Source organism: Mycolicibacter acidiphilus, from assembly GCF_018455725.1.
GTDB classification, from domain to species: Bacteria; Actinomycetota; Actinomycetes; order Mycobacteriales; family Mycobacteriaceae; genus Mycobacterium; species Mycobacterium acidiphilum.
This window is the reverse complement of the sequence record NZ_JAHCLR010000005.1, coordinates 41,200-55,039: the sequence shown is the minus strand read 5'-3', so window position 1 is coordinate 55,039 and position 13,840 is coordinate 41,200. Positions and strand designations below refer to the sequence as shown.

General features: G+C 67.8%; 15 protein-coding genes. 10 read left to right on the top strand and 5 right to left on the bottom strand.

Annotated features, from left to right (window positions below; all coding sequences use genetic code 11):
• Window positions 1-193: 193 nt before the first annotated feature.
• Together KIH27_RS04360 and KIH27_RS04355 are read left to right on the top strand one after the other, a co-directional pair.
• Window positions 194-466, top strand: coding sequence for a type II toxin-antitoxin system Phd/YefM family antitoxin (locus tag KIH27_RS04360; protein WP_214091707.1), 273 nt, complete (start codon window positions 194-196; stop codon window positions 464-466).
• Window positions 463-714, top strand: coding sequence for a type II toxin-antitoxin system RelE family toxin (locus KIH27_RS04355; RefSeq protein WP_214091706.1), 252 nt, complete (start codon window positions 463-465; stop codon window positions 712-714). The genes KIH27_RS04360 and KIH27_RS04355 overlap by 4 nt, the downstream gene beginning before the upstream one ends.
• Window positions 715-749: 35 nt before the next feature.
• On the opposite strand, the gene KIH27_RS04350 is transcribed toward KIH27_RS04355, so the two are convergent.
• Entirely contained in the window at window positions 750-1,283 is a 534-nt protein-coding gene (locus tag KIH27_RS04350) for a hypothetical protein (RefSeq protein ID WP_214091705.1), read from the bottom strand.
• Between the two features lie 11 nt (window positions 1,284-1,294).
• Window positions 1,295-1,990 carry a M24 family metallopeptidase gene (locus tag KIH27_RS04345; RefSeq protein ID WP_214091704.1) on the bottom strand — a complete coding sequence of 232 codons (696 nt, stop codon included), beginning with the start codon at window positions 1,988-1,990 and terminating at the stop codon, window positions 1,295-1,297.
• A 57-nt stretch (window positions 1,991-2,047) separates the two neighbouring features.
• Here KIH27_RS04345 and KIH27_RS04340 point away from each other — a divergent pair, with 57 nt between their 5' ends.
• Both KIH27_RS04340 and focA read left to right on the top strand, forming a co-directional pair.
• A complete protein-coding gene (locus tag KIH27_RS04340) occupies window positions 2,048-3,745 on the top strand; it encodes a DEAD/DEAH box helicase (RefSeq protein ID WP_214091703.1) in 1,698 nt (565 codons plus the stop codon).
• Window positions 3,746-3,891: 146 nt separating this feature from the next.
• A complete protein-coding gene (gene focA, locus KIH27_RS04335; RefSeq protein ID WP_214091702.1) occupies window positions 3,892-4,782 on the top strand; it encodes a formate transporter FocA in 891 nt (296 codons plus the stop codon).
• An 82-nt stretch (window positions 4,783-4,864) separates the two neighbouring features.
• Here the strand turns inward: focA and KIH27_RS04330 are convergent, their stop codons facing one another.
• A complete protein-coding gene (locus KIH27_RS04330; RefSeq protein ID WP_214091701.1) occupies window positions 4,865-6,445 on the bottom strand; it encodes a PH domain-containing protein in 1,581 nt (526 codons plus the stop codon).
• Window positions 6,442-6,936 carry a PH domain-containing protein gene (locus KIH27_RS04325; protein WP_250149573.1) on the bottom strand — a complete coding sequence of 165 codons (495 nt, stop codon included), beginning with the start codon at window positions 6,934-6,936 and terminating at the stop codon, window positions 6,442-6,444. The genes KIH27_RS04330 and KIH27_RS04325 overlap by 4 nt, the downstream gene beginning before the upstream one ends.
• A 133-nt stretch (window positions 6,937-7,069) precedes the next feature.
• Between KIH27_RS04325 and KIH27_RS04320 the strand changes: the two genes are divergently transcribed.
• From KIH27_RS04320 to KIH27_RS04310, 3 genes are all read left to right on the top strand, one after another.
• Window positions 7,070-8,113 (top strand): hypothetical protein, encoded by a 1,044-nt coding sequence (locus KIH27_RS04320; RefSeq protein WP_250149559.1) that lies wholly within the window; start codon window positions 7,070-7,072, stop codon window positions 8,111-8,113.
• Window positions 8,114-8,277: 164 nt separating this feature from the next.
• Entirely contained in the window at window positions 8,278-8,943 is a 666-nt protein-coding gene (locus KIH27_RS04315; protein WP_214091699.1) for a hypothetical protein, read from the top strand.
• 43 nt (window positions 8,944-8,986) lie between these two features.
• Window positions 8,987-10,084, top strand: coding sequence for an FHA domain-containing protein (locus tag KIH27_RS04310; RefSeq protein WP_214091698.1), 1,098 nt, complete (start codon window positions 8,987-8,989; stop codon window positions 10,082-10,084).
• Here KIH27_RS04310 and KIH27_RS04305 read toward each other — a convergent pair.
• Window positions 10,071-10,760 (bottom strand): hypothetical protein, encoded by a 690-nt coding sequence (locus KIH27_RS04305; RefSeq protein WP_214091697.1) that lies wholly within the window; start codon window positions 10,758-10,760, stop codon window positions 10,071-10,073. The two genes, KIH27_RS04310 and KIH27_RS04305, sit on opposite strands and share 14 nt — an antisense overlap.
• Before the next feature lie 247 nt (window positions 10,761-11,007).
• Between KIH27_RS04305 and KIH27_RS04300 the strand changes: the two genes are divergently transcribed.
• From KIH27_RS04300 to KIH27_RS04290, 3 genes are all read left to right on the top strand, one after another.
• A complete protein-coding gene (locus KIH27_RS04300) occupies window positions 11,008-12,603 on the top strand; it encodes an EspA/EspE family type VII secretion system effector (protein ID WP_214091696.1) in 1,596 nt (531 codons plus the stop codon).
• Between the two features lie 79 nt (window positions 12,604-12,682).
• A complete protein-coding gene (locus KIH27_RS04295) occupies window positions 12,683-13,000 on the top strand; it encodes an ESX-1 secretion-associated protein (RefSeq protein WP_214091695.1) in 318 nt (105 codons plus the stop codon).
• On the top strand, window positions 12,997-13,839 hold the full coding sequence (locus tag KIH27_RS04290; protein ID WP_214091694.1) for an ESX secretion-associated protein EspG: 843 nt from the start codon (window positions 12,997-12,999) through the stop codon (window positions 13,837-13,839). The genes KIH27_RS04295 and KIH27_RS04290 overlap by 4 nt, the downstream gene beginning before the upstream one ends.
• Window position 13,840 lies beyond the last annotated feature (1 nt).

Sequence of the window (13,840 nt, the reverse complement as noted above, 5' to 3'; positions counted from 1 at the left end):
GTTAGGGGATGACACGTTCTGGGCCGGGCGCAGTGCCCGCGACGGACGATCGAGGCTGTGCTCTGCCCCGACCTCACCGACCCGACCTAGCACTCACCGGTCGTGAGTGCCAACGTCCATTCTTAGCACTCGACCTGGGAGAGTGCAAGGACAGCCCAGTGTTCGACGACCGATTTCGGATAACATGTTCAACATGAGTACACACAGCCTGCGGGACTTGCGGTCGCAGCTCGGCGTCATCATCCGCGGCGTCGCAACAACCGGCGAGGAGGCGATCATCACCGACAGCGGCAGCGAGGTCGCGGTGATCATCTCGATGGCCGACTACGAGCGACTGCACGAGCACGCCGACGTCGCCGACGCCCTGCGTCTGCAGGCCATGCGAGCCAGCGATTTCACCACGATGTCGATGTCGGAGATGCTCGACGCCCTGGGAGTCAGTGCTGAGGCGATCGCGGCGCCGTGAGGATCACCTTCCACCCGGACGTCCTCAAACAGCTGCAGCGGCTACCGCGAGACGCCTTCGAGACGGCGCTGCTCGCGATCATCGACCTCGCTGAGAACCCCCGCCCGGCCGGCGCGAAGAAACTCGTCGGTGCCCATGACGACTGGCGCATCCGGTTCGGGCAGTACCGCATCGTCTACCACGTCGACGACGACGAATCGGTGATCCTCATCTTCACGGTCGCCAAACGCAGCGACGCCTATCGGTGAGCCCACCTCACAGATCGAGGCTAACCCGCAGCGAGTCAGCTCCCGGCGGCCAGCACGAACAGCTCCATCCCGCCACCGGCGTCGGCCACCAGCAGGGTTACAGCACCCGGCGGGGTGCCGTGGTAGTGGTCGACTGCGACGTCGACTCCGCTGACAGTGCGGGTTGTGACCGACACCCGTGTGCCGTCGTCGCAGCTGAACCAGGGCAGACCCGGGTAGGCCGTCACGACGATCTCGTCGGCGCACGACGTCCGGCGCGGAGCGGGGAAATCCGGATTGGCCGAAGCGACAGCACGCACCGCCGCGTCGAAGTCGCCGCCGACCCGGTAGCGCGCGACGTAGCCGTTGGCGCCGACGAATTCGCGGAACTCGGTCCCCTCCTCGAAGGTGAACCCGGCGGGTATGACGACCTTCCGATCGTGCATCGCCCAGGCCGCGGTCTTCGGCGTCATCGGATGTGCACCGAGATCGTCCATGCCCGGCATGAAGAAATAGCCGAAAACGAACACCAGACCCAGCAGCAGCGCGCCCGCGGCGATCAGCGCGCCGACAGCCCACCCGGCGATCACCGCCCACCGCCTCACAGATCCAGCAACTCCTCGCAGAAGCCGCCGAACCCGCGCGCCGGGTTGGCCAGGTGCACCTCGAGAATCCAGTGGCAGGCCCGCCCGGTCGGGTCCGTCCGCCGCATCGGGTGATCCGAGCCGGGGGTGATGTAGGACGCGGCGTCGTCGCCGGAGATCTTCTTGTGCGGGAACTCCCCCACCAGATGTCCGGCGATCGGCGCGCCGAACTCGAACCCCTCGGCGCGGGCCAAGTCCACGACGTGGGCGTAGAGCTGCGCACCGGTGATCTCCGGCTGCGCCGCGAAGAACGCCCGCCCGGCCTGCCACACCCGCGGCAGTGCGTCGCGGATGGCGTGCTTGTCGGGGTCGTCGCCGAGGACGAAGGTGCGGCCGAAGTCCGCCTCCCACGCCTCGAAGATCGGACCCAGGTCCAGGAACGCGATGTCGTCGTCGAGAAGCACCCGATCCGGTGGGTTGGCGTGGAACGGCAGCAGCGTGTTCGGCCCCGCCCGCACGATCCGCCGGTGCCAGTGCCGGGTCACCCCGAACATCTCCTCGGCCAGGCTCTGAATCTCGTCGGACAGGTCCCGCTCGCCGACGCCGGGGCGCACCAGGGCGCGGCGTTCGATCTCGTCGAACAGCTGCACGGCCTTGGCCTGCGCGTCGAGCAGCCGCTCGACGCGAACCGCTTCCGACTCCCGGGTGGACACGCAGGCGATGCTATCCGCTTGCCTTAGACTGCATCTCGATCAGAGGGGAGATCTTGGGTGTCGGTTGAGGCAGCACCTGGCACCGGGACACTGCGGAGCTGGCAACGCCGGGCGCTGGTGCGGTATCTGACCGCCAAACCCCGCGATTTCCTGATGGTCGCCACCCCCGGCGCCGGCAAGACCACGTTCGCGCTGCGGATCGTCGCCGAACTGCTCGGCGACCGGACCGTCGAGCGGATCACGATCGTGGTCCCCACCGAGCATCTGAAGATCCAGTGGGCGAACGCGGCCGCCGGCCACGGCATCGCCCTGGACCCGCGGTTCTCCAACTCGTCGTCGCAGACCAGTTCGGAGTATCACGGCGTCGTCGTCACCTACGCCCAGGTCGCCAGCCACCCCACCCGGCACCGGGTCCGCACCGAGGACGCGAAAACCCTGGTGATCTTCGACGAGATCCACCACGGCGGCGACGCGAAAAGCTGGGGCGACGGCATCCGGGAGGCGTTCTCCGACGCCACCCGCCGGCTGGCGCTGACCGGGACGCCGTTCCGCAGCGACGACAGCCCGATCCCGTTCATCAACTACGAGCCGGACAGTTCCGGCGCGCTACGGTCGGTGGCCGACGACAGCTACGGCTACACCGACGCGCTGGCCGACGGCGTGGTGCGCCCGGTGATGTTCATGGCCTACTCCGGGGAGGCCCGCTGGCGGGACAGCGCCGGCGAGGAGCACGCGGCCCGGCTCGGTGAGCCGCTGACCGCCGAGCACACCGCGCGGGCGTGGCGCACCGCGCTGGACCCGGCCGGCGAGTGGATGCCGGCGGTGATCGCCGCCGCCGACACCCGGCTGCGTCAGCTGCGGGCGGGCGGCATGGACGACGCCGGCGGCATGATCATCGCCTCCGACCAGAAGGCGGCGCGCGCCTACGCGGTGCTGTTGAAGCGGCAGACCGGCGAGGAACCCACCGTGGTGCTCTCCGACGATCCCACCGCCTCGGACAAGATCGCGGCGTTCTCCGCGGCCACCACCCGCTGGCTGGTCGCGGTGCGAATGGTCTCCGAGGGCGTCGACGTGCCCCGGCTGGCGGTGGGTGTCTACGCCACCAGCGCGTCGACGCCGCTGTTCTTCGCCCAGGCCATCGGCCGGTTCGTGCGGTCCCGGCGACCGGGTGAGACGGCCAGCATCTTCCTGCCGTCGGTGCCGAACCTGCTGGGCCTGGCCAGCGAGTTGGAGCAGCAGCGCAACCACGTGCTGGGCAAACCGCACCGGGAGAACGAGCGCGACGAGTACGCCGAGGCCGAGCGCCGCAAAGACGAGAAGACCGAGCAGGAGAACGCCTTCGAGTCCCTCGGCGCGGACGCCGAGTTGGATCAGGTGATCTTCGACGGCGCCTCGTTCGGCACCGCCACGCCGGCCGGCAGCGAGGAGGAGGCCGACTACCTGGGCATCCCCGGGCTGCTCGACCCCACTCAGATGCGTGACCTGCTCAGCCGGCGCCAGGAGGAGCAGTTGGACCGCCGGAGCAAGGCGGCCGTCGGCGGCACGGCACCGGTGACGACGGCGACGACGCGGTACGGGGAGCTGCGCGAACTGCGGTCCGAACTCAACGCGCTGGTGTCAGCGGCGCATCACCGGCTGGGCAAGCCACACGGCTGGATCCACAACGAGTTGCGCCGGATCTGCGGGGGGCCGCCGGTGGCGGCGGCGACCGGCGATCAGCTGCGCGCACGGATCGTCGCGATCCGGCAGCTCTGAACCGAATCCGACTTGCTGTGAAGTCGATGCCAAGGCACTGCGACGTCCCTTCGAGGCATCTCTGAATTCGCTGTCGTCTCGTTAGAGTGACCGACGACGTCGCCGCGTCGACGACACCCCACCGATGCACCCGAGAGGCCCCGCATATGGTCGCGCACTCCGCAGCGAACTCCATCGAACCGCACCACGTCGCGATGCTGACCCCGCCGCAGATGGCGCAGGCCGCCGAGGACGCGCTGTTCGCCAAGGCGACCTACCCGCCGCACAAGTCGTTCCTGCTGGGCCTGACCGCCGGCGCCTACATCGCGCTGGGCTTCATCTTCTACATCACCAGCCAGGTCGGCGCGGACGCGATGCCGTGGGGCATCGCCAAGGTGCTCGGCGGTTTCGTCTTCGCCACCGGCCTGGCGCTGGTGGTGCTCACCGGCGCCGACCTGTTCACCTCGTCGACGATGACGCTCACCGCGCGGGCCAGCGGCCGGATCAGCACGCCGCAGCTGCTGTCCAACTGGGTGGTGGTCTACGTCGCGAACTTCCTCGGCGCCCTGACCATGGTGGCGCTGGTGTTCTTCGGCGGCAGCTGGCACAACGCCAAGGGCGGCTGGGGTGCGGTGGTGCTCAACACCGCCAACATGAAGGTCCACCACACCTGGTCGGAGGCGTTCTGCCTCGGCATCCTGTGCAACCTGATGGTCTGCCTGGCGGTGTGGGCGGCCTACGGCGGGCGCAGCACCACCGACAAGGTGATGGCGGTGACGATGCCGATCGCCCTGTTCGTCGCCTCCGGCTTCGAGCACTGCGTCGCGAACATGTTCATGGTTCCGCTGGGCATCCTGATCAAAGACGAGGCCGGCGCGGACTTCTGGACCTCGACCGGCCTGGACAAGGCGAAATTCGCCAACGTCACCTGGACAAACTTCATCGAGCACAACCTGATCCCGGTGACGCTCGGCAACATCGTCGGCGGCGGCATCATGATCGGCGTCCTGTACTGGACGATCTTCCAGTTCCCGAAGCGCCGGGCGGACGCGAACTAACGTTGGGCCGCACCGAACGTGCGGTTTGCTACACATCGCCCAAGTGCAGGCGGATGAAACCGCACGCTCACCGACTGGCGGGTCAGCTCGCCCAGCGACTCTCGGCCACCCACGGCGAGGCCGTCGCCGCCACCGACCACGCCCACTCGACCGGCACGTCGAGCACCCGGTAGGCCTTCACCCCGGCGGCGGTGGCCGCGATCAGGGTGGCGACCCCGGCCCGGCGCTGAAACCAGCTCTGCCGCACCGTCCAGCCGACGATCCCGGCGGTGGCCAGGCAGTAGCGACGCTGCTCCCAGCTGCCGGTGGCCGCCACCAGCCAGTGCTCGTCGACGCGGTGGCCCAGCACGCGCACCCGGTCGGCGGCCAGCAGCGCGCAGGCCACCGTCAGCACCGCCCAGCCCGCCCACCACCAGGCCGGGACCTCTGCTGTCATCGCGGCTGCGCCCAGCGCCGCACCGGCCGCGACCGGCAGCATCATCGCCCGCGTCCAGCGCCGCCGCGCAGCCACCGGACCATGCCTTCGCACCGGGCCGCTGACCGCGTCGGCGTCACCGACCAGCCCGGTCAGCACGGTCTCGGCGGTGGGAAACGGGCACGGCGGCAACAGGATCGACGACTCCCCGGCGCCGGTGACACCCGTCATCGCCGCATCCAGCCGGGCCCCGCCGAACAGCCGCACCAGCAGCGGCCGGCGCAGCGTGCCGCCCCGCAGCCGGCGCATGTCGTAGCTGTGCTGGCGCACCCGCAGCAGGCCGTACCGAAGCTCCAGCACATCCGCGGGTTCATACGGCGGTCCCAGTGTCGCCTCTCCGTCGTCGAGGCTCGCTGAACCGCCGGGTCCATACGGCGGTCCCAGTGTCGCCTCTCCTTCGTCGAGGCTCGCTGAACCGCCGGGTTCACCGGACCGGCGGGTCAGCACCAGGTTTCCGTAGGTGATCAGCGAGCGCAGCACCGCCAGCAGCATCGCCACCACCACCAGCACCGCGACCAGCACCGCCGTGCTCTGCTGCACCCCGAACCGTTCCACGGCGTCCAGCCAGGACTTCCCCACCGGCGAATCCTGCAGCGCCGCCCAGATCCCGGACTGGTACACCGCCCCGGCCGCGGCGAAGATCGTCACCAGCCCGGACAGGCTCAGCGGGGTGTACCGCAGCCACGACGGCTGCCACCGGGCCAGCAGGGTCGACTCCCCGACCGATGCGGCATCGGCCTGCCCGGCGGTCGCCAGCAGCAGCTCGCGCAGCGCCGGCACCCGCTCGGTCTCGACGGCGTTCAGCTCGAACGCGCTGTCCTCGGTCGCGTGCTGTCCGGTGCTGACCCGCAGCACTGTCAACCCCAGCAGCCGGTGCAGCAGCCGGGCCTCGGTCTCCACCGAGCGGATCCGGTTGCGCGGCACGGAGAGCACCCGTCGGCGCAGCACCCCGGAGCGCAGCTGCACCCGGCCCTGCGGGTCGGGGTCGATCCGGTAGGTGGTGGTCACCCAGCGCAGCACGCCGACCACCGCGATCACCCCCACCACCGCCGCCACCCACGACTGGTTGCCGGTGGTGGAGCCGAAGAACACCGCGGCGGCCAGCAGCGGCAGCTCACGCAGCAACTCGTGCAGCGGGTGCACCACCAGCATCCGCGGGCTCAGCCGCTGCCAGGCGGGCTCGCTCATGTGGCGTCCCCAGCCTCGAGCGCGGCGATCTCGGTGAGTTGCGCGACGATCCGGTCGGCGACCGGGACGTCCAGCGCGACGATGTGCACCGCCCCGGCCGACGACGCCGTCGTCACCCGCACGTTCGACAGCCCGAGCAGCCGGTCCAGCGGTCCGCGGTAGGTGTCGACGGTCTGCACCCGGGAGATCGGCGCGATCCGGCGCTCCTGCACCAGCCAGCCGGTGCGGGTGTACACCGCCTGGTCGCTGATGTCCCACCGGTGCACCCGGTACCGCCAGATCGGCGCCACCAGCACCGCCACCAGCAGCCCGAGAACGGTCAGCACCAGCGCCAGCACGTGCAGTTCCGGGAATCGCGGGTCGACCAGTGCCCAGCCCAGCTGCAGCAGTGCCAGCAGCAGCCACGGCACCGCCCCGATCAGCGCCCACACCAGCGGCGCACTGCTGCTGGGGCGCTGGGTGGGCTCGGTCATGGTCACAGTCATGCCCATGAGGATGGCAGCAGCCGCGCCGACGGCACCATCGGCGCTGGAATTGCTGCGCGTACCGGGGTGCGGCAAGCGGTAATGTTGGACATCCGAGTGGGTTTTTCGCGAATAAGGAGACCGGAGTCGCATGGGGCAGATGCCTGAGACCAGCACATTCGGCTCTCAAACTCTGCTGGGGCCGGCCTGGGTGACCATGGACGAAGACCTGCTCGGCGCGACGGCCGAAATGTTCGAGGCCCTCGCCATGCATCTGCGGGGCGTAGTCGTGCCGCAACTGCAGGGCCAGTTGGCGATGCAGAACACCTCATGGAGCGGTCAGGGGTCCGATGCGGCCTCACACGAGGCCAGCGCGATCATCAACGGCCACGAGGTGAACGCCACGCAGGCGTCGGCCATCGCGAACAAGCTGCGCCGGATGGAGCAGGTCGTCTTCCAGACGAAGAGCATGCTCAACATGACCGCCCAGCAGGTCGAACAGCAGTGCCAGGCGGCGCTCTCCGGTGGAGGATTCGGACCGGAGATATACGCCAAAATACAGGCGTATGTGGCGCAGGGCCTGGCCCAGAACATCGAGCACGTCACCACGGGCACGGCTCAACTCGGCGGCGACCTGGGCGTTCCGGCCTCCGGCATGCCGGAGATGCCCGGCAGCGGCAACCCGCAGCAGATGATGCAGATGGTCAGCCAGATGACGCAGCAGGTCGGCAAACTGCCGCAGCAGCTCGGCAAGATGGGCGGCGGCGGGCAGGGCATGCAGCAGCTGATGCAGCCGATCCAGCAGATGACCTCTATGTTCGGCAAGGGCGGCGGGAGCAAGGGCCTGTCACCGTTCTCGAACCATCCGCTGACCGGCGGCACCGGGCCGAAGGCCGGTGCCGGCATGGCGCGCGGCGGGTTGCCGGGCGGCTCCGGCGGCGGCGCCGCACGCACCCCGTTGATGGGCAGCCTGATCGGCCACACCACGAACGCCACCGCCACCGCCCCGGCACCGGCCGGTGCCGCGTCGGGTGCCCGCGTCGGCGGCGGGTCCGCCCCGGTGGGCGCCGGCGGAACCGGCGCCGGCGGTACCGGCGGCATGGCAGGCACCCGAGGCACCACCGGCAGTTCCCGGGTCGCCATGGCCGCACCCGCGCCGCTGGATCAAGATTTCGGCGACGAAGACATCGATGACGACTGGTGAGGCATCCGGCGATCACCGACACGGCTGACCGGCGACGACATCTTGGACGAGAAGGAGTGATCTGAATGACTGGCCCGCAGATCGGAAGTGGCGGCATACCGCCTTGGATGATCGGGATGGCGCAGATGCCGACGGTCCCACTGCTTCCGCCAGGGGAAGACCCGATGAGCAACCTGATCGCCGGAATCCTGCCGGGCTTGTCCGCCCAGTTGGAGGGGCAGATGGCGGCGCTGACCGGCAAGGAGACCATGTACGCCGGCAAGCTGGGTGCGGCGAACACGGCCTACGCCAACGCCGACGACTCCGGCAGCCAGTCCGTCGGCGACATCGTCAAGACGCTCAGCGACATGGGCGGCCAGGCCGGTGAGATGGGCGGCCAGGGCGGTGGCATGGGCCAGATAGGCTCGTTCACCCAGTTGATGCAGCCCCTCATGCAGGCGATGCAGGGCGCCGGCGGTGGTGGCCAGGGCGGTGGCGCTGACGGCGGCCAGGGTGCCGGTGGCGGTGACGCCGGCGCCGGCCAGGGCCTCGGTGGCGGCGCAGGGGGCTTCGGCGGGGGCGCGCCCGGCGCCGGGCAGGGATCCGGCGGCAGCAGCCCGGCGAGTAGCAGCCAGAACTCCGGCGGCTTCGGCGACTCCCAGCAGGCGGACTCCGGCAGCAGCATGAACCAGGACCAGCGGGAGATGATGGAGCCGTTGCAGCGCTCCGACGACGCGTTCGCCCAGGGCAACGATCCGACGGACATGCACCACCGCAGCACCTCGGCGCCGATCGGTCCGCTGACGAACCCGGGCCAGCACGGCGGCGGCGATCTTGCCAGCAAGATGTGACGGTGACCCGGCCGGCCGTTAGCCGAGCGGGGACAGTAAGGCGATGAGCGACAACGCAACACCGGGCGGGCTGGTCGTGCGCGTGGCCGGGGTTTCCCACACCGTGGCCCCCGACGACGGACCGGTCACCATCGGCCGGGATGCCGGAGCCGGGCTGCGTGTCGACGACTCCCGGATCTCTCGGCTGCATCTGCAGGTGGCGTTCGCCGACGGCGCCTGGCGGATCACCGACACCAGCATGAACGGGATGTACCTCGACGGGGAGCGCACCCCGGAGTTGACCGTCGACGGCCCGATCAGCGTGCGGCTGGCCAACCCGGTCGACGGCCCGGAGGTGGCCTTCGAACTCACCGACGGGCCGGCCGTCGCAGCTGACGATCCCGACGACGACGAGCGCATCGGCGGCGGTCACGATGTCACCACCACCTGGGAGATCGGCGAGATCGACCCCGGGGTGGCCCGCGCCGGGGCGGCCGCCGCCGCGCGCCGACGGAGGCTGGACATCAGCCAGCGCAGCCTGGCCGCCGACGGCATCATCAACGCCGGCGCGCTGATCGCATTCGAGAAGGGCCGCAGCTGGCCCCGCGAACGCACCCGAACCAAGCTCGAAGAACTGCTGCGGTGGCCGACGGGAACCATCGCCCGGATCCGGGCCGGTGATCCCGCACCCGGCGACGACGTCACCCACGTGCTGTCCCACGACGACGAGGTGCCCCTGCTGGTGCAGGCCGTCGTCGCCGGCGTGGACGGCTGCGACCTGGCGATCGCGGCACTGCCACCGGCCGACGCCCCGGATTTCCCCGGCCGATTGACGCCGATCCTGGTGGACCTGCACCGCCTCGAGGCCGTCGCCGTGCGCGCCATCGGGATGGGCCGGGTCACGCCCGCGCTGACCAAGGCACTGAGCACCATTCGCCGCCACTACGACCAGCTGATGATCCTGGGCGCCACGGCGCCGGACGCACCACTGGCCCAGCGGCTGTACGCCGCGCGGCGCCGCGCCAACCTGTCGCTGCCCGAACTGGCGCAGGCCGGCGGCATCCCCGAGGACCTGATCCGCAACGCCGAGGCCGGCGACACCCTGCCGGGCGCCGACGCCGAGGTGATCGAGGCGCTGATCAGTCAGATCAGCTGGGGTTGAGCGGCATCCCGCCAAATTCCGCCGCGCACATCGGCAGGAGGGTTTCCAACACCACCGCATTCGGTACGGTCACATCAAAGCCAGTGACAATCCTCGGCTTAGCCCCCGGACTCGACCGCGCCCACACTCGCGTCTGACCGTTTCGCCCCCGCGGAGATACATTGTCGAGGCAAGGGTTCGTCACAACGTGGTCGAAATCCGACCATCGCCATTCATGCGACCTAAGAAATCGTCCCGAAAATCCATGATTCGATAATTTAAGAAATTTCCATACTTCTTTCATGGAATATTCCCCTCCAGCTCGAAGTTGGTCGAGGATACGCCGCGCAACAAGCGGTTCGATAAATCTTCGCGAAATTTCAACAACCCCCTTCCAAGCCAACTCAAGTTCAGGGACATCCACCAGTGACGCAACACCCAGATCTAACATGCTGAAGTTCCCTCGGACATCCGTTATTGAGAAACCTCGGGCAATGCGGGACTGTCCGGACGACTGATACGCCGGACTGGGGACCGTTCGTATTCGTTTATTCCAGTAAGCGACTTCAACGACATCGCGAAATGCGATCCATCTGTCCTCGATCATCAACTGATCGGAAGTCTGTGCGATCAGCCATCGCTGGCCATCCCAGAAGCCAGCGACGCAGCGCTGATCAGGATGTTGACACCACGGCATAGCACACACCTTACCCACGACGCGTTCCGGAGCCGATCACGCGCCCCCGTCACTCCCAGCCGCGCCAGCTGCTTCGAGGTGCCCACGGGACGTCGACGACCGCACCCACCAGCGCAGGTAGACGCAGGTCAGTGTCCCGAAGGGCGGCAGAAATAGTGCTCCGACCATCCTGCGTGCGCTGTTAGGCTGGAGAGAACGACAGTCAACGCTGATACATGCCAGCGACACACGCAAGGACTCGCCTGATATGGGATACCTGCCCGATGCTCTCACCGGCATCGAAAAAGGACTCGATGCCGCAAAGTTTCCGTCAGATGTTTTGAATCTGATAAATGGCCCCGGTAAAGGCATACCTTCAAAGGCATTTACCGGACTTGGCGCGCTCAACACTGGACTCAAGACTGCTAGTCATCTAGACAGCTTGATGCATCCAAAATCTGCACTTGACTTTGCCAAATCAGCATTCGATCTCCAAGCGGACGGCGCGAAAATCGGTGTCAGCACGCTGCGGAGTGCCGTTACCGCAGCACGAGCACTCGAGAACGCCGGGAGAATACTCGGCCATGAAGGACTCCAACTTTATGGAGAAAAGATGGTCTCCAGACTGTCTCGTGCAGGGTTGGCCAACGCAGAAGCCCTTGCTACGCCGATTCTCGAAACCGCATTACTGGCACTGACGGGAATGAGTCTGATGTTAGGATTCGGCGACCCTGAGACCGGTAATCGATTCGGAGATGGCGTCAAGATTTTCGATACGGTTGACAAAGAACTGGACAGCGCGAAGGCAGACAGCTGGAAGGGCTCCGCCTCAGACGCATACGCTCATCGAAATTCGGAGCAGAAAGATCGCGTCACACGACTCGGGAAAATAGATGGCGACATACAGCGTATAGTCAGCGCCGAAGCGGACGAAATCAAAACGACAAGCACAACGGTCGATATCGCCTCAGACTTTCTCACGCTCTGCATACCCGCAGCTATCGCATTAAATTTTTTCGGCCCAGAGGCCTCCCTTCCATTTCAAACAGCCATGGTAATTCTGGCAATGCCGCCAGCAGCTTTGATGATGGAACGTATGCAAGTACTGGCTATGCAACACACTATGGAGATCTTGAAACTGGTCCAGGCGTACTCGAAGGTCGCTTCCGAGGCGCACCCGACTGGTTCCCCTCCCGCCATCTCACCGACCCCCACCGCCAGCATCCCCAAAGACGAGGGGACCAGGGGGAAGGGTGGCACCGGAAGTAGCACTGACGGAAAGCCGGGCGACATCAATCTGGCGGCTAAGCCGCAGAACCCGAGTGCCACCCCACTCAGCTCGAAGGCATCGGGGAACGCCCCTGGCAACACGTCCGGCGGCACAGCGCCGAGCAACTCCAGTACGCCAAGCCAACCAGGCGCACCCCACTCAACAGCAACACCGAACTCATGGCAGGGGTCCAGTCCGGCGAGCGCGTCCACCTCAGTCGGATCCAGCCCGACGCCCTCCCCCAGCACTGCCGCTACACCGAGCGCGTCAGCAGCCCCCGGTACGTCCGCAGGCCCAGGAACCCCGCCGGTGACACCCACCTCGTCCAGCCCCCAGTCGGTCGGCGGCAGGCCGACCGGCGGCGACACCTCGACAGCACGCCCAGTCTCCGTCAACCCCAACGGAGCAGGTCCCGGCCCGGGCGTTCGCGACCCGGCGGGCGGGACCACAGGCGGATCGACACCCGGCGCACAAGCGGGGGCGACCAAGCCGAGCAGCCCCGCACCCGTGGGCCCCGTAGCCAAACCGGGCAGCGGCGCACCAATCGCCCATGAGACGCGATCCGACACCGAAGTCGAGGTCACGGCCACATGACGCAGCACTCAGCTCACCGCCTGACGGTTGAACCCGCAGCGTGCACAACACGATCACCAGACCGAGGAGGGCCGTACCAATGGGCGACCTGTTGAAAGTTGATCCCGCCGATGTTCGTAAGGCCGCCAGTCACCAGCAAGAAGCCGCCACTCAGCTAGGGTCCGCGGCCACCGCCGCCAACGGCGTCGGTGCCTCAATGGGTGTGAACCACGGCTTCATCTGCTCAGGAACCGCGGCCGCAACGGTAATGGCGGAGCAAGCGCGAAGCCTTGCCACCCTTGGGGTTCAGTCTGTGTCGGTAGACCTCAGTGAGAAACTTCAAGCTGCGGCCACCATGTACGAGACCACCGACCAACAGCAGGCTGCCAAGATCAACGAGCGGATGCACCCACAGTGACCAACCCCTACAGCCCCACCCAGGCCGGCGCCAACACCGACGACGTCGTCGCCGTCGAGGTGACCATCGACGGCATGCTGGTGATCGCCGACCGTCTCGGCATTTCGGATTTCCCGGTCTCGATGGCGATCCATCCGAACATCCCACAGCGAGAGCTGCGCGACATGGTGTGGGATCAGGTCCGCAAGGACCTCACCGACCAGGAGATCCTGGACATGTACGGCAACGTGCACCCCAGTGTCGCAGCGATGGTGGACACCTTGAGCCGGCCGGACCGGACCCTGGAGTGCCGGTGGTGGCGGCGGAAGGTCAACGACGGCACGATGGTGCGGTTCGTAGTCTGCCGGAAGGGCAACCGCCACGTCGTCGCCGCCCGCGACGGCGACCTGCTGGTACTCCAATGGGTGGCCCCGCAGGTCGGCTTGGCCGGCATGGTGAACACCGTGCTCGGGACCGCCGAGCCGGCGAAGGTGGAACCGCTGACCGCGCTCTCGGCCAAGCTGAACGAGTGCCGCACCCCGGAGCAATTGGCGCAGTTCGGGATCCCCGCCATCGCCGCCCGGACGTTCTGCGAGATCGTCGCGGACCCGACCAGCTGGGTGGAGATCACCGCCAACGAACGTCACCCGGGCGGCACCTACAGCCACACCGATGTGGCGGCCGGTGTCGCCGACTCCCCGCTCGGCCGCCTGGTGTCGATCCCGCGTCGCGTCAACGGCGAACTGTTCGGCAGTTTCCTGCCCGGCAGCGCCGAGAACCTGCAGCGTGCCCTGGACGGCCTGCTGGAGTTCCTGCCGTCGAAGTCCTGGTTCGAGCGGGACGCCGCGGATCAGCGCTGAA